Here is a 21,863-nt window from a genome sequence, read left to right as displayed (position 1 = left end):
GGACCTCACCGTAGAGTAGTGCCATGATCGTAGGCATTGGGGTAGACGTCGTTGATATCGAGCGGTTTGACCGCCAGCTGGAGCGCACACCGGGGCTTCGGGACCGTTTGTTCGTCCCCGCGGAGCGGGAACTGAACATCCGGTCCCTGGCCGCCCGGTTCGCCGCCAAGGAGGCCGTGGCAAAGGTCCTGGGCGCGCCCGCCGGCATGAACTGGCAGGACTGCTGGATCGGCCTGGACCACAACGGGCCCACCGTCCAGGTCAAAGGCACCGTGCTGGCCGTTGCCGAGGCCAAGGGCGTCAAGCGCTGGCACCTCTCCATCAGCCACGACGGCGGGATAGCCACCGCCACCGTCCTGGCCGAGGGCTGATCCTGCCCCGGGCCAGGCCCCAGGTGACCGGATGATCAGCGCCTTTACCGGGACGCAGGTCCGGGCTGCCGAGGAACCCCTCCTGGCGGCCGGGCTGGGCGACGTCCTGATGCAGCGCGCCGCCCACGGGCTGGCCAACGCCATCATCAGCGAACTCCGCGCCCGCGGCCGGCGCATCTACGGCGCGCGCCTGGTGGTGCTCGCCGGCAAGGGCAACAACGGCGGTGACGGGCTGTACGCCGCCGCCTTTCTCGCCGCCCGCGGGATGCGTACGACGGCGGTCCTCACCTCAGGGGCCGGGCACCCGCAGGCCCTGGCCGCCTTTGAACGCGCCGGCGGACGTACCCACGACCTCGCCGGCGCGGCACCCGGCGAGCTGGCGGCGGAAACCGCGCGTGCCGACGTCGTGATTGACGCCATCCTGGGAACGGGCGCCAAAGGCGGGCTGCAGGGGAGTGCTGCCGGCTTCGTCGAGGCCATTTCGGATGCACGCCTGCATGCCGGGCACGGCTTTGTGGTGGCCTGCGACCTGCCCAGCGGCGTGGACGCCGATACCGGCGCGGCTGCGGAACCGGTGCTGGCGGCCGACCTGACCGTCACGTTCGGGGCCGCCAAGAGCGGACTGCTGGCGGACCCCGGGGCGGACTATGCCGGCCGGGTCCACGTGGTGCCCATCGGCATCGAAGACAACTTTCCCCGCCCCTCCGTGCGCCGGCTGGAAGCGGCGGACATCGCCGACCTCCTGCCCGGCCCCGCCCGCCGCGCGCACAAATACTCGCGCGGCGTGCTGGGGGTCGTGGCGGGATCCGCAACCTACCCCGGAGCCGCCGTGCTGGCATGCCGTGGCGCGCTTGCCGCCGGCGTGGGGATGGTGCGGTACCTGGGCCCGCCCGAGGTGGCGGACCTGGTGCGCCAGTCCTGCCCGGAAGTGGTGTGTAGTACCGGCTCGGTGGCCGACAACCGGGTGCAGGCGTGGCTGGTGGGTTCCGGGATGGGCCCCGACGACCACGATCAGCTGGCCCGGGCCCGGGACGCCCTTGACTCCGGGCTCCCCACCGTGGCCGACGCCGGCGCCCTGCCGGCCCTTCCGGACCGGCTCGCCCCGCACGTGGTCCTCACCCCGCACGCCGGCGAGCTCGCCACGCTGCTGCAGCGCCTGGGCGGAACCGAAGACCGCGCCGCCGTCGAAGCGGCAACACTGGAAGCCGCCCGGAACGCAGCCGCCCGCACCGGCGCCACCGTCCTGCTCAAAGGCGCCTCCACCCTGGTGGCCGCACCCTCCGGTGACGTCTACAGCCAGGCGGACGGCACACCCTGGCTCGCCACCGCCGGCAGCGGCGACGTGCTGGCTGGCGTCATCGGTGCGCTGCTCGCCCAGGCGGGCTCCGGCGTCGAACATTTGAACGAACTCGCCGTTGACGATGACGGCCGGTGGGCTGCCATCGCCGCACTGGGAGCCGCCCTGCACGGCAAAGCAGGAAGGGCGGCGTCGGACGTCAACTCGGGAGGCCCGATCACTGCTGGCGTAATCGCCGACGCGATTCCCGGCGTCTGGGGTAAAGTCAGCATGCTTAGCAACGGGTGGCCCGAAACGTAAAAGTCACAGCCACCCGCTACGGTAGGCATAGTTCGCACCGGCAGCTGAGGGCGGTTTTGTACCGCTGCCGACCAACGATGAGGAGCATTATGGAAGTCTGGCCCGGATCGGCTTATCCGCTTGGCGCCACCTACAACGGCACCGGCACTAACTTTGCCCTGTTCAGCGAACGAGCAGAAAAAGTGGAACTGTGCCTCTTCGACGACGACGGCAAGGAAACCCGCATCACGCTGGACGAAGTGGACGGCTACGTGTGGCACTGCTACATCCCGCAGGTCCAGCCCGGCCAGAAGTACGGCTACCGCGTGCACGGAACCTACGACCCCGCCTCGGGCAACAGGTTCAACCCGAACAAGCTCCTGCTGGATCCCTATGCCAAGGCCATCCACGGCCAGATCGACTGGGACCCGGCGCTGTTCACCTACAACCTGGGCGAGCCTGACTCCGTCAACAACGCGGACTCCGCCAAGCACATGATGATGGGCGTCGTCATCAACCCGTTCTTCGACTGGGAGGGCGACCAGCAGCTGCGCATCCCCTACCACCAGTCCGTCATCTACGAGGCCCATGTCAAGGGCCTCACCCAGCTGCACCCGGACGTGCCCGAGGAACAGCGCGGAACCTACGCCGGCGTGGCGCATCCCGCCGTCATTTCCCACTTGCAGAAGCTCGGCGTGACCGCCATCGAGCTCATGCCGGTCCACCAGTTCGTCAATGACGGCACCCTTGAGGACAAGGGCCTGAACAACTACTGGGGCTACAACACCATCGGCTTTTTCGCTCCCCAGAACACCTACAGCTCCACCGGCGATACCGGCATGCAGGTCCAGGACTTCAAGGCCATGGTCCGCTCGCTGCACAAGGCGGGCATCGAGGTCATCCTCGACGTGGTCTACAACCACACCGCCGAAGGCAACCACCTGGGCCCCACGCTGTCCTTCAAGGGCATTGACAACGCCGCCTACTACCGGCTGATGGAGGGCGACGAAAAGCACTACATGGACTACACGGGCACCGGCAACTCGCTGAACGTCCGGCACCCGCATTCCCTGCAGCTGATCATGGACTCGCTGCGCTACTGGGTCACCGAGATGCACGTGGACGGCTTCCGCTTCGACCTCGCCTCCACCCTGGCCCGCGAATTCTATGACGTGGACAAGCTGTCCACCTTCTTCGAACTCATCCAGCAGGACCCGGTAGTTTCCCAGGTCAAGCTCATTGCCGAGCCCTGGGACGTTGGACCCGGCGGCTACCAGGTGGGCAACTTCCCGCCGCAGTGGACCGAATGGAACGGGAAGTACCGCGACACCGTCCGCGACTTCTGGCGCGGCGAGCCCGCCACGCTTGGCGAATTCGCCTCCCGCATCACCGGCTCGGCGGACCTCTACGAGCACTCCGGCCGCCGCCCTGTTGCCTCCATCAACTTCGTCACGGCCCATGACGGCTTCACGCTTGCGGACCTGGTGTCCTACAACGAGAAGCACAACGACGCCAACGGGGAGGGCAACAACGACGGCGAGTCCCACAACCGGTCCTGGAACTGCGGTGCCGAAGGCCCCACGGATGATCCAAAGGTGCTCGCGCTGCGTGCCCGCCAGCAACGGAACTTCATCGCCTCGCTGCTCCTGTCCCAGGGCGTGCCCATGCTCCTGCACGGCGACGAGCTGGGCCGCACCCAGCAGGGCAACAACAACGGCTACTGCCAGGACTCCGAGCTGACCTGGATCAACTGGGACAGCATCGACCAGCCGCTGATCGAGTTCACGGCCGCCGTGAACGCGCTCCGCGCCAAGCACCCCACCTTCCGCCGCAGCCGCTTCTTCGACGGACGGCCTGTCCTTCGGGGAGAAGGCGAACGGCTGCCGGACATCGTATGGCTGGACCCGTCCGGCGAAACGATGAAACCCGAAGCCTGGGACAGCGGGTTCGGCCGCTCCGTGGGCGTCTTCCTGAACGGGGACGGCATCCAGGGCAAGGACACCCGTGGACGCAGGATCACCGACGTGAGCTTCCTGCTGTTCTTCAACGCCCACGATGACACCGTCAAGTTCACGCTGCCTTCAGACGAGTACGCTCCGGCCTGGGACATCATCATTGACACTGCCGGGCAGAACGCCGACACTGAGCCGGTTCCCGCCGGGCAGCCGCTGCCGGTTGAAGCCAAGTCCCTGATGGTCCTGCGCGCCCACACCGTTGAGGAAGTCGAGCCGGACCACTCCGTAGCCGCCTCCCTCGCCGCGCTGACCCAGACGTCCAGCAGCGAGACGGAAACCATCAGCACCCCCGCAGTGGCGGAACCCGGTAAGACCACCAAGGTGGGGGAGCGGAAGGCTGCGAAAAAGTGAGGGCCCCCGCATCCACATACCGGCTGCAGATCCGCAGCAGTTTCACGCTGTTTGATGCCGCCGAGCAGGTTCCGTACCTGAAATCGCTGGGTGTGGACTGGGTGTACCTCTCACCCATCCTCACCGCGGAGCAGGGCTCGGACCACGGCTACGACGTGACCGACCCCTCCGCCGTTGACCCCGCCCGCGGCGGCCCGGAGGGACTGCTGGCACTGTCCAAGGCAGCCCGCGAGCACGGCATGGGCGTTCTGGTGGACATCGTGCCCAACCACGTGGGGGTTGCCTCACCGCCGCAGAACCCCTGGTGGTGGTCGCTGCTCCGGGAGGGCCGCGGCTCACCGTACGCGGAAGCGTTCGACGTCGACTGGGACCTCGGCGGCGGCAAGATCCGGCTGCCCATGCTCGGTTCTGATGAGGACCTGGACAAGCTGGAAGTGGTGGACGGCGAGCTCCGCTACTACGACCACCGCTTCCCGCTTGCTCCGGGCACCTACACGGAGGGCGACTCCCCGCAGGAGGTCCACAGCCGGCAGCACTACGAGCTGATGGGCTGGCGCCGCGCGGATGCCGAGCTCAACTACCGCCGCTTCTTCGCCGTCACCACCCTGGCGGGCATCCGGGTCGAGGACCCCAAGGTCTTCGAGGAAGCCCATGCCGAGGTGGGCCGCTGGTTCCGTGAGGGACTGGTGGACGGACTCCGGGTGGACCACCCGGACGGACTGGCCGATCCGGCCGGTTACCTCCGCTGGCTCAAGGACCTCACCGGCGGGGCTTATGTCCTGGTGGAAAAGATCCTGGAGCCGGGCGAGGTCCTGCCCGGTGACTTCGCCTGCGAAGGCACCACCGGCTACGACGCCCTGGCTGACGTGGACCGCGTATTCGTGGACCCGGCCGGCCAGGCCGCCCTGGACCGGCTGGACGCGGACCTGCGCGGGGCACCGGAATCGGCAGACTATGCCCGGATGATCCGCGGAACCAAGCGCATGATCGCCGACGGCATCCTGCGTTCCGAGGTGCTGCGCCTGGCCCGGCTGGTGCCGGAATCCTACGGCCTGCCCCAGGACCAGGCGGCGGATGCCATCGCGGAGATCATCGCCTCCTTCCCGGTCTACCGCACCTACCTGCCCACCGGCGCCGAGGTCCTCAAGGAAGCGTGCGAGTCCGCGGCCGAACACCGGCCGGATCTCGCCGTTGCCGTGGGAACCCTCCTGCCGCTGCTGCTGGACCCCTCAAACCCGATTGCGGTCCGGTTCCAGCAGACCTCCGGCATGGTGATGGCCAAGGGCGTGGAGGACACCGCGTTCTACCGCTACACCCGTTTGGGAACCCTGACCGAGGTGGGTGCCGAACCCACCGAGTTCGCGGTTACGCCGGACGAGTTCCACCACCGGATGCGCCGTCGGCAGCAGGACCTGCCGCTGTCGATGACCACCATGTCCACGCACGACACCAAGCGCAGCGAGGACGCGCGGGCCCGGATCTCCGTGATCGCCGAGCTGCCGCAGGAGTGGACCGCCACGCTGGACACCCTGCGCGAGCTGGCGCCGGTGCCGGACGGCCCGTACGAGAACCTGCTCTGGCAGGCCATCGTCGGCGCCTGGCCCGCCAGCCGGGAACGGCTCCAGGGGTACGCCGAAAAGGCCGCCCGCGAGGCCGGCAACTCCACCACGTGGACGGAGCCCAACGAGGACTTTGAGTCCGCGGTGAAGGCGGCCGTGGACGCGGCGTTCGATAACCCCCGCGTCAACCAGGCCGTGGCGGAGTTCGTGGCGCGGATCGACGCCTATGCCGCCTCCAACTCACTGTCGGCAAAACTGGTCCAGCTCACCATGCCGGGCGTGCCGGATGTCTACCAGGGCAGCGAGTTCTGGGAGCGGTCCTTGACGGACCCGGACAACCGGCGGCCCGTCGACTTTGCGCTCCGCCGCGAAGAACTGGCAAGGATCGACGGCGGGACGTTGCCGGACGCGGGGACGGAAGCCAGCAAGCTCCTGGCCACCGCGCGGGCACTCCGACTGCGCAGGGACCGGCCGGAACTGTTCCAGGGCTACACCCCGGTGACTGCCTCCGGAGCCGCAGCCCGCCATCTGCTGGCGTTTTCCCGCGGCACGTCGGAAGCTTCGCCCGGAGCGGTGACCCTGGCCACCCGGCTTCCCGCCGGACTGGAAGCAGGCGGCGGCTGGCGGGACACCGCCGTCGAACTTCGCGCTCCGATGCGTGACGAGCTCACCGGCACCGCCTTCGGGCCCGGACCCGTTTTGGTGGCGGATGTCCTGGGTACCTACCCCGTGGCTTTGCTGGTTCCGGTGGATGGAGAGAAGGCATGACCCTCGTCAATGACGGTCCCGAACGCTTCGATGTGTGGGCGCCGGAGGCCGGGTCCGTGGTCCTGCTGGCCGGTGGCCGGGAGTACCCGATGCAGAAAAAGGAGACGGCGCCCGGCTCCGAAGGGTGGTGGACCGCCCCCGGCGCCCCCGCCCAGGGCGAGGTGGACTACGGCTACCTGCTGGACGGGGACAGCAAGCCCCTGCCCGACCCCCGGTCCCGCCGGCTTCCGTCGGGCGTCCATGAGCTGTCCAGGACATTCGATCCCGCCTCCTACGCCTGGCAGGACTCCGGCTGGCGCGGCAATGACCTGACAGGCGCGGTGATCTACGAACTCCACGTGGGCACCTTCACGCCTGCCGGGACCCTGGACGCCGCGGCGGAAAAGCTGGGCTACCTGGCCGGGCTGGGCATCGACTTCGTGGAACTGCTGCCCGTCAACGGGTTCAACGGAACCCACAACTGGGGCTACGACGGTGTGCAGTGGTACACCGTCCATGAGGGCTACGGCGGACCGGCCGCGTACCAGCGGTTCGTCGACGCCGCCCACGCGGCCGGGCTGGGCGTCATCCAGGACGTGGTCTACAACCACCTCGGACCCAGCGGCAACTACCTGCCCAAATTCGGCCCCTACCTGAAGCAGGGGGACGCCAACACCTGGGGCGATTCCCTGAACCTGGACGGTGCCGGCTCGGACGTGGTGCGCGAATACATCCTGGAGAACGCCGCCCTGTGGCTGCGGGACTACCGCGTGGACGGGCTCCGACTGGACGCCGTGCACGCCTTCCGGGACGAGCGCGCCGTGCACCTCCTCGAGGAACTCGGCGCCCTGGGCGATGCCGTGGCCGCGGAAACGGGGCTGCCCAAGACGCTCATCGCCGAATCGGACCTGAACAACCCGCGCCTGCTCTATCCGCGGGATGCCAACGGCTACGGGCTGGCGGGGCAGTGGAGCGACGACTTCCACCACGCCGTCCACGTGAACGTCAGCGGCGAAACCACCGGGTACTACTCCGACTTCGACTCCCTGGCCGTGCTCGCCAAGGTGCTGAAGGACGGGTTCCTGCATGACGGCAGCTACTCCAGCTTCCGCGGCCGGCACCACGGCAGGCCCATCAACACCGCCCTGGTGCATCCCGCGGCGCTGGTGGTCTGCAACCAGAACCACGACCAGATCGGCAACCGGGCCACGGGGGACAGGCTCTCGCAGTCGTTGTCCCACGGGCAGCTGGCTGTCGCCGCGGTGCTCACGCTCACCTCGCCGTTCACGCCCATGCTGTTCATGGGGGAGGAATGGGGTGCCTCCACGCCGTGGCAGTTCTTCACGTCGCACCCGGAACCCGAGCTCGGCAAGGCCACCGCGGAAGGGCGCATCAGGGAGTTCGAGCGCATGGGGTGGGATCCCGCCGTCGTGCCCGATCCCCAGGATCCGGAAACCTTCCGCCGGTCCAGGCTGGACTGGGACGAGGCCGCCACCGGCGACCACTCGCGGCTGCTGGACCTGTACCGGCAGCTGACCTCGCTGCGGCGCCAGCACACCGAGCTGGCCGGGCTGGGGTTTGCGGAAACGGACGTGGCGTTCGACGACGACGAGCGCTGGCTGCGGTTCCGCCGCGGCAGCGTCGAGGTGCTGGTCAACTTCTCCGACGCGAAGATCCGGCTGGACGGGGCCGCCGGGTCTGTCCTGCTGGCAACCGACGAGGCGTCAGGCCTGGAGGGCGAGTCCCTGGCCCTGGCGCCGTGGAGCGCAGCAATCCTCAAGTCCTGAGTGATGGACTAAAGCGGCGCCGCGGGCCGGCTGTTGTCAGCCCGCGGCGTAACTTTCCCTCGTTGTCCTGTTACCGGGGTCACAGCTGGCAGGATGGAATGTATGACTTTTTCTGCAGCGGGGGACCGCTACGATTCCATGCCCTACCGACGTGTCGGCCGCAGCGGCCTGAAGCTTCCAGCCATCTCGCTGGGCCTGTGGCACAACTTCGGTGACGACAAGCGCTTTGACGAACAGCGCGCCATCCTCCGCCGCGCGTTCGACCTCGGCGTCAACCACTTCGACCTTGCCAACAACTACGGCCCGCCGGACGGCTCCGCCGAGACCAACTTCGGCCGGCACCTGCAGGACGACTTCAAGCCCTACCGTGACGAGCTGGTCATCTCCACCAAGGCCGGGTACTACATGTGGCCCGGGCCCTACGGCGAATGGGGGTCCCGCAAATACCTCATCTCCAGCCTGGACCAGTCCCTGCAGCGGATGGGCCTGGACTACGTGGACATCTTCTACAGCCACCGGCCCGATCCGGAAACCCCGATGGAGGAGACCATGGGGGCCCTGGACCACGCCGTCCGCTCCGGAAAGGCCCTCTACGCCGGTATCTCCTCCTACACGCCGGAGCAGACCATCGAGGCCGCACGGATCCTGAAGGAACTGGGGACGCCGCTGCTGATCCATCAGCCCAGCTACTCCATGCTGAACCGCTGGACCGAAGACGGTTCGCCCAACCTCTACGAGGTCCTCGACCAGGTGGGGGCCGGGTCCATCGCCTTCTCGCCCCTGGCCCAGGGCATGCTGACCAACCGATACCTCAACGGCATTCCCGCCGACTCGCGCGCCGCCAAGGCCCGTTTCCTGTCCGAGGACGCCATCACGGACGAGAAACTGGACCGGATCCGCGGGCTCCACGCCATCGCCGAAGGCCGGGGACAGTCGCTGGCGCAGATGGCCATCGCCTGGATCCTGCGCGACCAGCCCAAGGGCTCCCCGGTCACGTCTGCGCTTATCGGCGCGTCCAGCGTCCGCCAGCTGGAGGACTCGCTGGCCGCCATCAACAACCTGGACTTCACGTCCGAGGAGCTGACGGCGATCGACGAATTCGCCGTCGAATCGGACATCAACCTGTGGAAGCAGCCGGTTTCCTGATTGTTGAAGCGCGGGACGTGGGAACAATGCCCCGTCCCGCGCTGTTGGGTACTATGAAAAGGCGCCGCGCGGCGCCGTACCAGCCGGCCGCCGTCGCGATCCTCCCCGACGCACCCCGGCCGGCTGACGTTTTGTCCTCAAAGGAGTTCCGTGTCTTCACATCCGATCCGTGTTGCCATCGTCGGCGTAGGCAACTGCGCCGCTTCGCTGGTTCAGGGCGTCCAGTACTACAAGGATGCCGACCCCAACACCACCATCCCGGGCCTGATGCACGTTGAGTTCGGCCAGTACCACGTGGGTGATGTTGAATTCGTCGCCGCGTTCGACGTCGACGGCAAGAAGGTCGGGCACGACCTGGCCGACGCCATCCTGGCCAGCGAAAACAACACCATCAAGATCGCCGACGTGCCGCCCACTGGCGTTACCGTCCAGCGCGGCCACACCCTGGACGGCCTGGGCAAGTACTACCTCGAGACCATCGAGGAGTCCACCGAAGAGCCCGTGGACGTGGTCCAGGCCCTCAAGGACGCCAAGGTTGACGTCCTGGTCTGCTACCTGCCCGTCGGTTCCCAGGATGCTGCCGAGTTCTACGCCCAGGCTGCCATCGACGCCGGCGTCGCCTTCGTCAACGCCCTGCCCGTCTTCATCGCCGGCACCAAGGAGTGGGCTGACAAGTTCACCGCTGCCGGTGTGCCGATCGTGGGTGACGACATCAAGAGCCAGATCGGTGCCACCATCACGCACCGCGTCATGGCCAAGCTGTTCGAGGACCGCGGCGTCACCCTGGACCGCACGTACCAGCTGAACGTTGGCGGCAACATGGACTTCAAGAACATGCTGGAACGCGACCGCCTGGAGTCCAAGAAGATCTCCAAGACCCAGGCCGTCACTTCCAACGTCGAGGCCGAGCTGGCAGCGAAGGACGTCCACATCGGACCGTCCGACTACGTCCAGTGGCTCGACGACCGCAAGTGGGCGTTCGTCCGCCTCGAGGGCCGCAACTTCGGTGACGCCCCCGTCTCGCTGGAGTACAAGCTGGAGGTCTGGGACTCGCCCAACTCCGCCGGCGTGATCATCGACGCCATCCGAGCCGCCAAGATCGGCCTGGACCGCGGCATCGGCGGCCCGCTGCTCTCCGCCTCGAGCTACTTCATGAAGTCGCCGCCGGAGCAGTTCAACGACGACCTCGCCCGCGAAAAGGTGGAAGCCTTCATCCGCGGCGACCTGGAGCGCTAACCCCCTTCCGTTGCTCTATCACTTTTGGTCCCTAAAACCCCGGTCTGGGGACCAAGAGTGATAGAGCAACGCTGTTTAAGGCTCGCGGAGGGCGGCGCGGACCTGCCCTACGGCACGGCGGAAGTTTTGGGCCAGGTCGTCGGCATTGAACTTGAAGTACTTCCACCCGGCTGAGTGAAAATATGCATCCCGCCGATTGTCGCGTGACTGCTGTTCCCGTGTCAGGTGATGGCCGCCGTCGTACTGTATGGCAACGCGCTGCCGGCGGTAACCCATATCGGCGGCAGGTGAATAGGGGTCATCCTGCACGATACGCATCTGCAATTCAGGCTCCGGCAGTCCCGCCTCCGTCAGAGCCAGCCGCAAAAACGTCTCAGGGGCAGAGTCCGCGCCAGCGCGAATAAGGTGGACGGCGGCGCGTGCCTTGACGATGCCCTGCAGCTTCGGGTGCCGGGTCAGCATCCGCTGCAGCTCCGGAAGACTGGACCAAGGCTCCGCCCGTACTTCCAATCCGGGCCGCGGCTGGCGAACCAATTGGTCACCGACAGCAACAAGGTCCTCAAGCGGAACAAGCCGGGCCAGGTCAAGCCACGTTCGCGCTGGAGTGGAAATCCAAGTGCCCTCCCAGAACACCACCTCGTCCGCGAAAGCAAGTACGGTATGGCCCACCACGCCCTCACGGCGCACTGGTGGCAGTGCTCTGGGCTTGCTCAGGTGCAGCTCACGGCAGTCCTGAAACCAGGCAGGAAGCCACAAACCGAAAAGGACAGCTGCGGTGAGGTGGGAAATCCAGGCACCGGGGGTCGCAGCCGACAGGGCCCGCGCCATGGCAGGCAACTCAAACTCCCAACCCGACGGCATATACAGCAGACGTCCACCGGATGCGAGATCCGATGAGCGGAGCCTCCCTGGGCTCAGGCTCGCCGCACGCGCCTCGCGGACAGTGAAGGGAGCTGACCTGAGGTGAACGGGTAACGGTTGCACGGGGCGCATGCGAAACATTCTTACCCGGGGCGGCCAACCCTCGCAGAACTTATCCACACCCCCTGTTGCTCTATCAGTTGTGGTCCCCAAACCCCTGCTTTAGGGACCACAACTGATAGAGCAACGGGGGGAGGCGGGGTTAGGTGAGGCCGACCGGGTTGCCAGCGTCGTCCACGTCCATGCGCAGGGCCGCGGGGACGGCCGGGAGGCCGGGCATGGTCATCACCGCACCCGTGAGCGCCACAATGAAACCCGCGCCGGTCTTGGGCAGCAGGTCACGCACGTGGATGGTGAAACCCTTCGGGGCGCCGAGCCGGGAGGCGTCGTCGGTGAAGGAGTACTGGGTCTTCGCCATGCACACCGGCAGCCCGGACCAGCCGTTCCGCTCGATGTCGGCCAGCCGCTTCAGCGCCGGCACGGAAAAGTCGACGCCGTCCGCCCCGTAGATCTCCTGCACGATGGTCCGGATCTTGTCCTCCACAGACAGCTCCAGCGGGTACAGGTGCCGGAAACTGTTCGGCCCCGCCACCACGCGTGCCACCAGGGCCGCGAGCTCGTCCCCGCCGTCCCCGCCACCGCCGCGCCCCCACACATCAGCGACAGCAGCGTGCACTCCCTCAGCAGCGCACCAGGCCAGCAGCCAGTCCAGCTCCTCCTGTGAATCAAGGCCGAATTTATTGATGGCCACGATGGGAGTAACCCCGAACTTCTCCACGTTCCGCAGGTGCCTGCGCAGGTTGGGCACTCCGGCCTCGAGCGCTGCGAGGTCCGGACGGGTCAGCTGGTCCTTGGCCATCCCGCCCTGCATCTTCAGCGCCCGCACCGTGGCCACCACCACGACGGCGGACGGTGCCAAACCAGCGGTCCGCGCCTTGATGTCCATGAACTTCTCGGCGCCCAGGTCGGCGCCGAAGCCGGCCTCGGTCACCACGATGTCCGCCAGCCGCCGGGCAGTCTGGGTGGCGATGAGCGAGTTGCAGCCGTGCGCAATGTTGGCAAACGGACCACCGTGGACCAGGGCCGGCGTGCCGGCGATGGTCTGCACCAGGTTGGGCTTGATGGCTTCCTTCAGGAGCAGTGTGAGTGCCCCCTGCACGCCGAGGTCGGCCACGGTCACGGGAGCGCGGTCGTAGGTGTAGCCGAAGGTGATCCTGCCCAGGCGCTCGCGGAGGTCAGTGAGGTCCGAGGCCAGGCAGAAGACGGCCATGATCTCGGACGCCACGGTGATATCGAAACCGTCCTGCCGGGGAACCCCCTGGGAGGGCCCGCCGAGTCCGATCACCACTTCACGCAAAGCCCGGTCGTTCATGTCCAGGACCCGTTTGAAGGTCATCCGCCGGGGATCGATGTTCAAGGCGTTGCCCTGGTAGATGTGGTTGTCCACCAGCGCCATCAGGGCGTTGTTGGCCGACGTGATCGCGTGGAAGTCGCCAGTGAAGTGCAGGTTGATCTCATCCATGGGCAGGACCTGGGACAGCCCGCCGCCGGTGGCACCGCCCTTCATGCCCAGGACCGGGCCCAGCGACGGTTCCCGGAGCGCGATCATCACCTTGTGCCCGGCCCGGGCCAACGAGTCGGCGAGGCCGACAGTGGTGGTGGATTTCCCCTCGCCCGCAGGGGTGGGGGACATGGCCGAAACCAGCACCACCTTCCCGGCCGGCGGCGGGGCGTCCAGCCGGGCGGGGTCGATCTTCGCCTTGAACCGGCCATAGAGCTCCACCGCGTCGGCGTTGATCCCCGCGGCGGCAGCGATTTCAGGAATCGGCCGGATCCGCGCGGCGCGTGCTATTTCAAGGTCGGAGGGGAAGTCAGACATCATCGTCCTTTCCTGTGCGTCACAGGTAACGTACCCCGGGAATGCCGGCCCAAGCCCCGGCCGCGCCGGGATCCCTTGCGACGCCGTGCCCGCCAGAACGCGGGGTCCCTCAGGACGCCGGGACGGCCGGCGCCAGCCGGTGCCCCACGTGATGCTCGACGGCGGCGTGGTAGCTTTCGAGCGTGATGGCGGCGGTGCGGGACCAGCCGGAGTTCTGGGCGCGGATGGCGGCGGCCCGCCCCATGTCCTCCCGGGTGGCGGGATCGTCGTAGAGGGCCTCCAGGGCGTCGGCCCAGTCCGCGGCATGGTGCCCGTCAACGAGCAGCCCGGTGCGGCCGTGGAAGATTGCCCGGGAGAGCCCGCCCACCCGGGTGGCCACCACCGGAGTGCCGCAGGCCTGGGCTTCCAGCGCCACCAGGCCGAAGGATTCGCTGAAGGACGGCATCACCACAACGTCCGCCGCCCGGAACCATTCAGCAAGCTCCGGTGCCTTGACCGGCGGAAGCTGCGTGACGACGTCGTCCATTCCCGCTTCGGAGATCCACCGGCGCAGGTTGAACTCCTTGTTCCCGCTCAGGGAGCCCAGGATGGTGAGCCGCAGGTCGATGTCCGGGCGCCGGTGCCGCAGCAAGGCCGCGGCCTTGACCAGGACATGGGGGCCCTTCAGCCGCTGGATGCGGCCGGCGAACAGGAGGTGGAAGGTGCCGGGACCGATGCCCCGGTTGGCCCGGGACCGGGCCCGGAACGCCGGCGTGAAGGTGCCCAGATCAACGCCGGGCGGGGCGATGTCGATCCGGTCGTACGTGGCGCCGTAGTGGGACACCAGTTCCGCGGCCTCGGAACTGGTGTTGGCGATCAGCCGCGCCGCCCCGTCCACAATCCGGTGCTCGCCCAGCTCGCGCCGCCGCGGCTCGGGCTGCTCGCCGGACTCCAGCAGCAGGTTCTTCACCTTGGCCATGGTGTGCATGGTGTGGACCAGCGGAACGCCCCACAGCTCGGACAGCTCCAGGCCGGCGATCCCGGACACCCAGTAGTGGGAGTGGATGACGTCATACCGGCCGTGCGGCTGCCGGCGGCGGATCTGTTCGATCTCGGCCACCATCTGGTGCAGGAGTCCGGGAAGTTCCTCCTTGGGAATCTTCCGGGGCGGCCCGGCCAGGACGTTGTGCACGCAGACACCGGGATCGGGGTGCTCGACGGCGGGCTGGCCTGCGGAGGTGGCTCGGGTGAAGATCTCCACCTCAACGCCTGCCTCGGCGAGGGCGGACGCGAGTTCGCGGATGTAGACGTTCATGCCGCCCGCGTCACCGGACCCCGGCTGCTCCATGGGGGAGGTGTGGAGGGAGAGTAAAGCGACCCTGCGGATCAATGCCACGGGACCTCCTTCCGGCCGCCGGCTCGTACTGTGCGCGCCGGATCATTGGGCGTTCGATAAAACACTACTCCCTACCCTTAACGCCCGCCGTTGTGTGTCAGGCGGCGCCCCCGCCCCACAATTTCCGCAGCGCAGGAAAGGCGTGTTCGTACCCGGCGAGCAGATCCGAGGCCAGGTCCGGCGAATCAACCAGGGGATGACGCGCGAACGCCGCCAGGGCAGCGTCCCGGGTGCCCTCCGTTGCCGCCAGGACCGTGAGCCGTTCCACCTCCTTGACCCGGCGGAGCAGCCCCAGCTGCTCTTTCCCCGGTTCCGCCTGGGCCAGCGGCAGCGCGCCGTCGGGGGTCACCGTGCAGGGAAGTTCGACGACGGCGTCCGCCGGCGGCCCGGGAATGGCGGCCCGAGCGGGGGGTGCTTCAGCCGTAGCGGCGTTGGAAGCGGCGGGCAGGGAGTTGCGCGTGTTCAGGATCAGCTGGGTGTCCCCGGCGCCGGACAGGGCGCGCATTGCTGCCAGCGCAACGCGCTCATAGCCACCGCCGGCCAGGTCATCCTCGTCCCGCTGTTCGCCATTAGCCCGGGCCTCGGCCAGGTAGCCCTCCTCGCGCGAGCGGCGCGCCTCTTCCCACAGCCGGTACGCATCAGTGCCGGCGGCAGCCAGCCGCGGATACAGCTCCTGCTGCTGCAGGTGGATGGACTCCCCGCGCGTGACGGGCATGGCCCGCATCGCCCGCCGCGCGTCGTCCAGCCGGTAATAGTAGTAGAGGTACTCATTGGGAAGCGCGCCCAGCCCGGCCAGGAAGGGCTGCGGAAAAAGCCGGCCCTCCTCGAAGGACTGCAGCGCCCGGGGATCAGCGAGCAGGCCAGGCAGGACGTCGCGGCCGCCGGACTCCAGCCGGTACAGCCAGCCCAGGTGGTTCAGCCCGTAGTAGCCCACGCCGTCGAGCCGGCCATCCGGCAGCGCCACGCCAGCAGCCCGCGCCGCCCGCTGCACCAGCCCGCCCGCCGAATCGCAGATTCCGATGACCCTGGAACCGAGCACCGGAACCAGCGCTTCGGTGACCATGCCGGCCGGGTTGGTGAAGTTGATCAGCCAGGCCTCCGGGCTGTGTTCCCTCATCTGCCGGGCCAGCCCGAGCATGTGCGGAATGGTGCGCAGGGCGTAGGAAATGCCGCCGGCGCCCGTGGTCTCCTGGCCTAGCAGCCCGAGGTCCTGGGCCACCTTCTCATCCGCCACCCGGCCCGCGGTGCCGCCCGGCCGGACCGCCGCGAACACCATCTGCGTTCCGGCCAGCGCGTCCGGCAGGCTGGTGGTGGCACGGACCGGAGGGCCTGCCCCCGGTCCGGGCATGCTGCGGAGCACGGCGGTGACGGCGGCCAGGCGGGAGGGGTCGACGTCGTAGAGAACCAGTTCGCTGACCAGCCCGGCGAAACGGCCGGAAGCCAGTGCCCGGTAGACCAGCGGCACCCGGAACCCGCCGCCGCCGGCAATGAGGAGCCGCATACCCAGCAGTCTAGGCCTGCGCCCTCCCGCATCACCGCAGAAAGCCGGGCATCCCCTACCGGATGTCGGCGGCAGGGCGTATCGTGCCGGGCATGGACGCCATTCCTGCCCGCCCGTTCGACCCCCTGGCTGCCGTCCGGTCGCCCGATGAGCCGGGGTTCGACGTCCTCCTGGCCGGGACCGTCTTCCAGGACATCATCTTCACCGGGCTGCCGCACGGCCCGGAACCGGGCACCGAAATCTGGAGCGACGGCATGGGCAGCTGCCCCGGGGGCGTTGCCAACCAGGCCATCGCCGCGGCCCGGCTGGGACTCCGGACAGGCCTCGCGGCGGCATTCGGCGACGACGGCTACGGGGACTTCAACTGGAAGATCCTCTCCAGCCAGGAACACGTGGACCTCAGCCTGTCCCGGCGCGTCCCCGGCTGGCACTCGCCGGTGACGGTCTCGCTGTGCGTGGAAAAGGACCGGTCCATGGTGACGCACGGCCACGCCGCCCCGGTAACGTCCTCCGAACTGATCGGCACGCCGCCGCCGGCGCTCGCCGGCATCGCGGAGGTGGGCGTGGAGGTGGAGCCCTGGGCCAAGGCCGCGCACCAGGCGGGCGTCAAGCTCTTCGGTGACGTCGGCTGGGACCCCACCGGGGAATGGGCGCCGGTCCGGCTGGAGAACCTGCAGTATTTCCACGCGTTCCTGCCCAACCAGCGGGAGGCCATGGCTTTCACCGGCAAGGACGACCCGTGGACGGCGCTGTACGCGCTGGCGGACCGGGTCCCGGTTGCCGTGGTGACGCTCGGCCCGCAGGGTGCGATGGCGGTGGACTCGGAAACGGGGGAGGAGGAGTGGGTGCCGTCCCTCCCGGTCAAGGCCTACGATCCCACCGGCGCCGGTGACTGCTTTGACGCCGCGTTCATCGTGGGCAGCCTCGCCGGCTGGCCGCTGGGGAACCGGCTACGGTTTGCGAACCTGTGCGCCTCGCTGGCGGTGCAGGAAGTGGGCGGCTCGCTCGCCGCCCCCGGCTGGGGGGACATCGCCGACTGGTGGAAGCGTGCCAACGCGCGGCCGGAGCGGCAGATGAGCCAGTGGCTGCGCCGCTTCGGCTTCCTGGCGGAGATCGTCCAGGACGTCCCGCTCGCCGCCCAGCGCCGGGCCGCGGCCACCATCGCACACCTCTCGGACGCTTAGCGCCCGACGGCGGCGCACCGGCAGGTGCCCCGGCGCGCCAACGCGTTCCGGAAACCCTCGCGGTCCGCGTGATTATTCGGCCGGAACCGCCCGCACTAGAATCACTAAGGTGACTTACCCCGCAACAACCGGTGAATTCAGCGGTGCCCCCGGACCGGACCCGCACCACGAGCGGTCCGCCGTGATCGATCTGGACGCCATCCGGCACAACGTCCGCCGGCTCGCTGCCGCCGCCTCCCCCGCGAAGGTCATGGCAGTCGTCAAAGCCGACGCGTACGGCCACGGCGCCGTTCCCGTGGCCCGCGCAGCCATCGAAGCCGGCGCCTCCTGGCTGGGGGTGGCGCACATCTCCGAGGCCCTGGCGCTGCGGGCCGCCGGCATCGACGCCCCGCTGCTTGCCTGGCTGCACACGGTGGACAGCAACTTCGGCGCGGCGGTGGCCGCCGGCGTCGATATCGGCTGCTCCGGCTGGGAACTGGACCGCATTGTGGCGGCCGCCCGGGAGCAGGAACGCCCGGCCCGGGTGCATCTGAAAGTCGATACGGGCCTGGGCCGCAACGGCGCCACGCTCGACACCTGGGACCAGCTGGTGGGCGAGGCCATGGACTACCAGGACCAGGGCCTGCTGCGGGTGGTGGGCATCTTCTCCCACCTGGCCGTGGCCGATGAACCCGACCGGCCCGAAACGGACCAGCAACTGGCAGCCTTCCGCGAGGCCCTGGCCGTTGCCGAGGACGCCGGGGTGGACCCCGAGGTCCGCCACCTGGCCAACACCCCCGCCACGCTGTCCCGGCCGGACACCCACTTCGACCTGGTCCGCGCCGGCCTGGGCATTTACGGGCTCTCACCCTTTGAAGGCCAGACCTCCGCGGAACTCGGGCTCCGGCCGGCCATGACGTTCCGGACCCGCGTGTCCCAGTGCAAGGAGGTACCGGACGGCCAGGGTGTCTCCTACGGCCTCCGCTACCACACCACCGGCCGGAGCACCCTGGCCCTGATTCCGGTGGGCTACGCTGACGGCATTCCCCGCATCGCCACCGGCGGCCCCGTCCGCGTGGCAGGCCATACCTACCCCGTGGTGGGCAGGATCGCGATGGACCAGATGGTGATCGACCTTGGCGACACCGGTCCCGCCGGTGCCGCGCTGCTGGGCGCGGAAGCCGTCCTGTTCGGCAGCGGTGACGACGGCGGCCCCACCGCCGATGACTGGGCCCGCGCCGCCGGGACCATCAACTACGAGATCGTGACCCGGATCAGCCCCCGGGTGCCGCGGCGCTTCATCAACGAACAGGACACGTCCGGGGGCCGGCACGCGGCCGCCCTGCAGACCGGGGGAGCCGCGTGACCGCCGTCGAACAGGGCACTCTGCCCAACTGGGAGCAGACCTTCATCGCGGCGACGGCGGACCAGACCCATGAGCTAGGCGCCCGCCTTGCCGGGCTGCTGGAGGCCGGGGACCTGCTGGTGCTTTCCGGCGAGCTGGGTGCCGGCAAGACCACCTTCACGCAGGGCCTGGGAGAGGGGCTGGGCGTCCGCGCCGGCATCATCTCGCCCACGTTCGTCCTGGTCCGCATCCACCCCAACCTGCCCGAAGGCCCCCGGCCCGGCGGCCCGGACCTGGTCCACGTGGACGCCTACCGCCTCGGCTCGGCCGCGGAGATCGACGACATCGACCTGGAGAACACCATGGATTCGTCCGTGACGGTGGTGGAATGGGGGCACGACCGGGTGGAGCACCTGAGCGAAAGCCGGCTGGAAATAGACCTGCACCGCGCCATCGGGCTGGCTGCCCCGGGCCCCTCTACCGCGGAGGGCCTCGACTTCGACACAGACGACACGGACGAGCCGCGCACCATCGTCATGCGCGGATACGGCCCGCGCTGGCCGGCCCCGCCCGGGCTGGGCACCGCCGAAGGGAACAATTGATGCTGATCCTTGCGATCGATACCTCCGCCGTGGCCAGCGCCGCGCTCGTCTCCGATGACGCGCTGGAGGGCGTGGTGGCCAGTTTCTCCACCGAAGACACCCGCAGCCACGCCGAGGTGCTGGCGCCGGGGATCGAGGACATGCTTGCCACAGCCGGCGTCACCGGACAGGACATCGACGCCCTGGTAGTGGGTGTCGGGCCCGGTCCCTTCACCGGCCTCAGGTCCGGCATCGCGACGGCGCGCACACTCGCGTTCGTCTGGGGCAAGCCGCTGCACGGGCTGATGAGCCTGGACGCCGTTGCCCTGGAGGTGGCGGAATCCACCGCGGCCCCGGCCGAATTCCTGGTGGTGACGGACGCCCGCCGCAAGGAGGTCTACTGGGCCCGCTACACCCTGGTTGAGGGGCAACTGCCCCGGCTCGAGGACGGCCCGCACGTGGGCTTCGCCGCGGACCTGCCGGACCTGCCGGCCTTCGGCGCCGGGGCCGGCCTCTACGCGGACACCCTGCAGGCGGACCCGGATTTCGTGCACGAACAGCCGGACGCCCTGTACCTGGGCCAGTTCGCGCTGGCCCGGCTGGCTGCCGGCAACGGCCTCCTGGACTCCACGCCGCTGTACCTCCGGGAATCCGATGCCCAGGTCCCCGGACCCCGGAAGAGGGCCCTGTGAGCGCAGCCTCGGATCCCCGCTTGGACGGCATCGTCGTGCGTGACATGACGGTAGACGACGTGATCGCCGTCAGCGTCCTGGAACAGCGCCTCTTCCCGGTGGATGCGTGGCCGCTGCAGATGTTCTATGACGAGCTGGCCCAGCCGGAGACCCGCCGGTACTTCGTGGCCGAAAGCGAAGAGGGCATCGTGGGCTACGCCGGGCTCATGTGCATCGAGCCCATCGCGGACGTCCAGACCATCGCCGTCGTACCCGGCTACGAGGGGCGCGGCATCGGCAGCACACTGCTGACCGGCCTCATCGACGAGGCACGCCGCCGCAACGCGGCGGACGTCCTCCTGGAGGTGCGCGCGGACAATCCGCGGGCGCAGCGCCTGTACCTGCGCTTCGGATTCGAGCAGATCCACGTCCGCCCCCGCTACTACCGCGACGGCGTCGACGCCCTGATCATGCGGCTCCAGCTCATGGGCGACGAGGAAACACACGAAGGAAACCAGCCATGAACCGCACCCAGCCACTGGTCCTGGGCATCGAGTCGTCCTGCGACGAGACCGGCGTCGGCGTCGTCCGGGGCACCACCCTCCTGACCAACACCGTCTCCTCGTCCATGGACGAGCACGTCCGCTTCGGCGGCGTCATCCCCGAGATCGCCTCCCGGGCGCACCTGGACGCTTTCGTTCCGACGCTGGAACAGGCGCTGTCCGACGCCGGAGTCACCCTGCACGAGGTGGACGCCATCGCCGTCACCTCCGGGCCCGGCCTCGCCGGCGCCCTGATGGTGGGGGTCTGCGCCGCCAAGGCCCTGGCCGTGGCCACGGGCAAACCGCTGTACGCCATCAACCACCTGGTGGCGCACGTGGGTGTGGGACTGCTGGACGGCAAGGACGGCAAGGCGCCGCAGCTGCCGGAGAACCTTGGCGCGCTGCTGGTGTCCGGCGGCCACACCGAGATCCTGAAAATCAACAGCATCACCGACGACGTGGTCCTGCTGGGCTCCACCATCGATGACGCAGCGGGGGAGGCCTACGACAAGGTGGCCCGCATCCTGGGCCTGGGCTACCCCGGCGGCCCGGTCATCGACAAGGTGGCCCGCACCGGCAACCCCAAGGCGATCCGCTTCCCCCGCGGCCTCAGCCAGCCCAAGTACATGGGCACCGCGGACGAGCCGGGCCCGCACCGCTACGACTGGTCCTTCAGCGGCCTGAAAACCGCCGTGGCCCGCTGCGTCGAGCAGTTCGAGGCCCGCGGCGGGGAGATCCCGGTGGCGGACATCGCCGCAGCGTTCCAGGAAGCCGTGGTGGACATCATCTCGTCCAAGGCCGTGCTGGCCTGCCGGGAACACGGCATCAAGGACGTCCTGCTGGGCGGCGGGGTGGCGGCCAACTCACGGCTCCGGGAGCTGACCGGGCAGCGCTGTGCCTCGGCCGGCATCAGGCTCCACGTGCCGCCGCTGGATCTTTGCACGGACAACGGGGCCATGGTGGCCGCCCTTGGCGCGCAGCTAGTGATGGCGGGGATTGCCCCCAGCGGGATCGGCTTCGCCCCGGACTCGTCCCTGCCGGTGACCTCGGTGTCCCTCCCGGCCTAAAAGCATCACTTGCTCTATCAGTTGTGGTCC

Annotated in this window: 17 protein-coding genes; 13 read left to right on the top strand and 4 right to left on the bottom strand. The window is 68.7% G+C overall.

Annotated features, from left to right (window positions below; translation table 11 throughout):
• The first annotated feature begins 23 nt into the window (after positions 1-23).
• The 7 genes from ACJJV6_RS01600 (at position 24) to ACJJV6_RS01570 (ending at position 10,788) form a co-directional block, all read left to right on the top strand.
• Complete coding sequence (locus ACJJV6_RS01600) at positions 24-371, top strand: holo-ACP synthase (RefSeq protein WP_407709773.1); 348 nt, start codon at positions 24-26, stop codon at positions 369-371.
• Positions 372-402: 31 nt separating this feature from the next.
• A complete protein-coding gene (locus tag ACJJV6_RS01595) occupies positions 403-1,968 on the top strand; it encodes an NAD(P)H-hydrate dehydratase (RefSeq protein WP_407709772.1) in 1,566 nt (521 codons plus the stop codon).
• An 89-nt stretch (positions 1,969-2,057) separates the two neighbouring features.
• On the top strand, positions 2,058-4,313 hold the full coding sequence (glgX, locus tag ACJJV6_RS01590; protein ID WP_407709771.1) for a glycogen debranching protein GlgX: 2,256 nt from the start codon (positions 2,058-2,060) through the stop codon (positions 4,311-4,313).
• Complete coding sequence (gene treY, locus ACJJV6_RS01585) at positions 4,310-6,640, top strand: malto-oligosyltrehalose synthase (protein ID WP_407709770.1); 2,331 nt, start codon at positions 4,310-4,312, stop codon at positions 6,638-6,640. The genes glgX and treY overlap by 4 nt, the downstream gene beginning before the upstream one ends.
• Entirely contained in the window at positions 6,637-8,406 is a 1,770-nt protein-coding gene (gene treZ, locus ACJJV6_RS01580) for a malto-oligosyltrehalose trehalohydrolase (RefSeq protein WP_407709769.1), read from the top strand. The genes treY and treZ overlap by 4 nt, the downstream gene beginning before the upstream one ends.
• Before the next feature lie 102 nt (positions 8,407-8,508).
• A complete protein-coding gene (gene mgrA / locus ACJJV6_RS01575) occupies positions 8,509-9,552 on the top strand; it encodes an L-glyceraldehyde 3-phosphate reductase (protein ID WP_009357036.1) in 1,044 nt (347 codons plus the stop codon).
• A gap of 150 nt (positions 9,553-9,702) precedes the next feature.
• Entirely contained in the window at positions 9,703-10,788 is a 1,086-nt protein-coding gene (locus ACJJV6_RS01570) for an inositol-3-phosphate synthase (RefSeq protein WP_009357035.1), read from the top strand.
• Between the two features lie 75 nt (positions 10,789-10,863).
• Here the strand turns inward: ACJJV6_RS01570 and ACJJV6_RS01565 are convergent, their stop codons facing one another.
• From ACJJV6_RS01565 to ACJJV6_RS01550, 4 genes are all read right to left on the bottom strand, one after another.
• A complete protein-coding gene (locus ACJJV6_RS01565) occupies positions 10,864-11,781 on the bottom strand; it encodes a DUF559 domain-containing protein (RefSeq protein WP_407709768.1) in 918 nt (305 codons plus the stop codon).
• A gap of 130 nt (positions 11,782-11,911) precedes the next feature.
• The gene (locus ACJJV6_RS01560; RefSeq protein ID WP_407710453.1) at positions 11,912-13,588 is read right to left on the bottom strand and encodes a formate--tetrahydrofolate ligase; all 1,677 of its coding nucleotides are present in this window, start codon (positions 13,586-13,588) and stop codon (positions 11,912-11,914) included.
• A gap of 109 nt (positions 13,589-13,697) precedes the next feature.
• Positions 13,698-14,963: a D-inositol-3-phosphate glycosyltransferase gene (gene mshA, locus ACJJV6_RS01555; protein WP_407709767.1), complete on the bottom strand. Its 1,266-nt coding sequence runs from the start codon at positions 14,961-14,963 to the stop codon at positions 13,698-13,700.
• 97 nt (positions 14,964-15,060) lie between these two features.
• On the bottom strand, positions 15,061-16,464 hold the full coding sequence (locus ACJJV6_RS01550) for a 6-phospho-beta-glucosidase (RefSeq protein WP_407709766.1): 1,404 nt from the start codon (positions 16,462-16,464) through the stop codon (positions 15,061-15,063).
• Positions 16,465-16,556: 92 nt separating this feature from the next.
• Here ACJJV6_RS01550 and ACJJV6_RS01545 point away from each other — a divergent pair, with 92 nt between their 5' ends.
• The 6 genes from ACJJV6_RS01545 (at position 16,557) to tsaD (ending at position 21,833) form a co-directional block, all read left to right on the top strand.
• Positions 16,557-17,648 carry a carbohydrate kinase family protein gene (locus tag ACJJV6_RS01545; RefSeq protein ID WP_035752135.1) on the top strand — a complete coding sequence of 364 codons (1,092 nt, stop codon included), beginning with the start codon at positions 16,557-16,559 and terminating at the stop codon, positions 17,646-17,648.
• A gap of 109 nt (positions 17,649-17,757) precedes the next feature.
• Entirely contained in the window at positions 17,758-18,993 is a 1,236-nt protein-coding gene (alr, locus tag ACJJV6_RS01540) for an alanine racemase (RefSeq protein WP_009357029.1), read from the top strand.
• Positions 18,990-19,574, top strand: a complete 585-nt coding sequence (gene tsaE, locus ACJJV6_RS01535; protein ID WP_407709765.1) for a tRNA (adenosine(37)-N6)-threonylcarbamoyltransferase complex ATPase subunit type 1 TsaE — start codon at positions 18,990-18,992, stop codon at positions 19,572-19,574. Before alr ends, tsaE begins: the two co-directional genes overlap by 4 nt.
• Complete coding sequence (gene tsaB, locus ACJJV6_RS01530) at positions 19,574-20,245, top strand: tRNA (adenosine(37)-N6)-threonylcarbamoyltransferase complex dimerization subunit type 1 TsaB (protein ID WP_407709764.1); 672 nt, start codon at positions 19,574-19,576, stop codon at positions 20,243-20,245. The genes tsaE and tsaB overlap by 1 nt, the downstream gene beginning before the upstream one ends.
• Positions 20,246-20,289: 44 nt before the next feature.
• Complete coding sequence (gene rimI, locus ACJJV6_RS01525) at positions 20,290-20,748, top strand: ribosomal protein S18-alanine N-acetyltransferase (RefSeq protein WP_052014048.1); 459 nt, start codon at positions 20,290-20,292, stop codon at positions 20,746-20,748.
• Complete coding sequence (tsaD, locus tag ACJJV6_RS01520) at positions 20,745-21,833, top strand: tRNA (adenosine(37)-N6)-threonylcarbamoyltransferase complex transferase subunit TsaD (RefSeq protein WP_407709763.1); 1,089 nt, start codon at positions 20,745-20,747, stop codon at positions 21,831-21,833. Before rimI ends, tsaD begins: the two co-directional genes overlap by 4 nt.
• The last annotated feature ends 30 nt before the right edge of the window (positions 21,834-21,863 follow it).

Origin of the sequence: Arthrobacter nitrophenolicus (genome assembly GCF_045833485.1) — a bacterium.
GTDB classification, from domain to species: Bacteria; Actinomycetota; Actinomycetes; order Actinomycetales; family Micrococcaceae; genus Arthrobacter; species Arthrobacter nitrophenolicus.
Note: the sequence above shows the minus strand (reverse complement) of the source record. Positions and strands in the feature narration are given on the sequence as shown.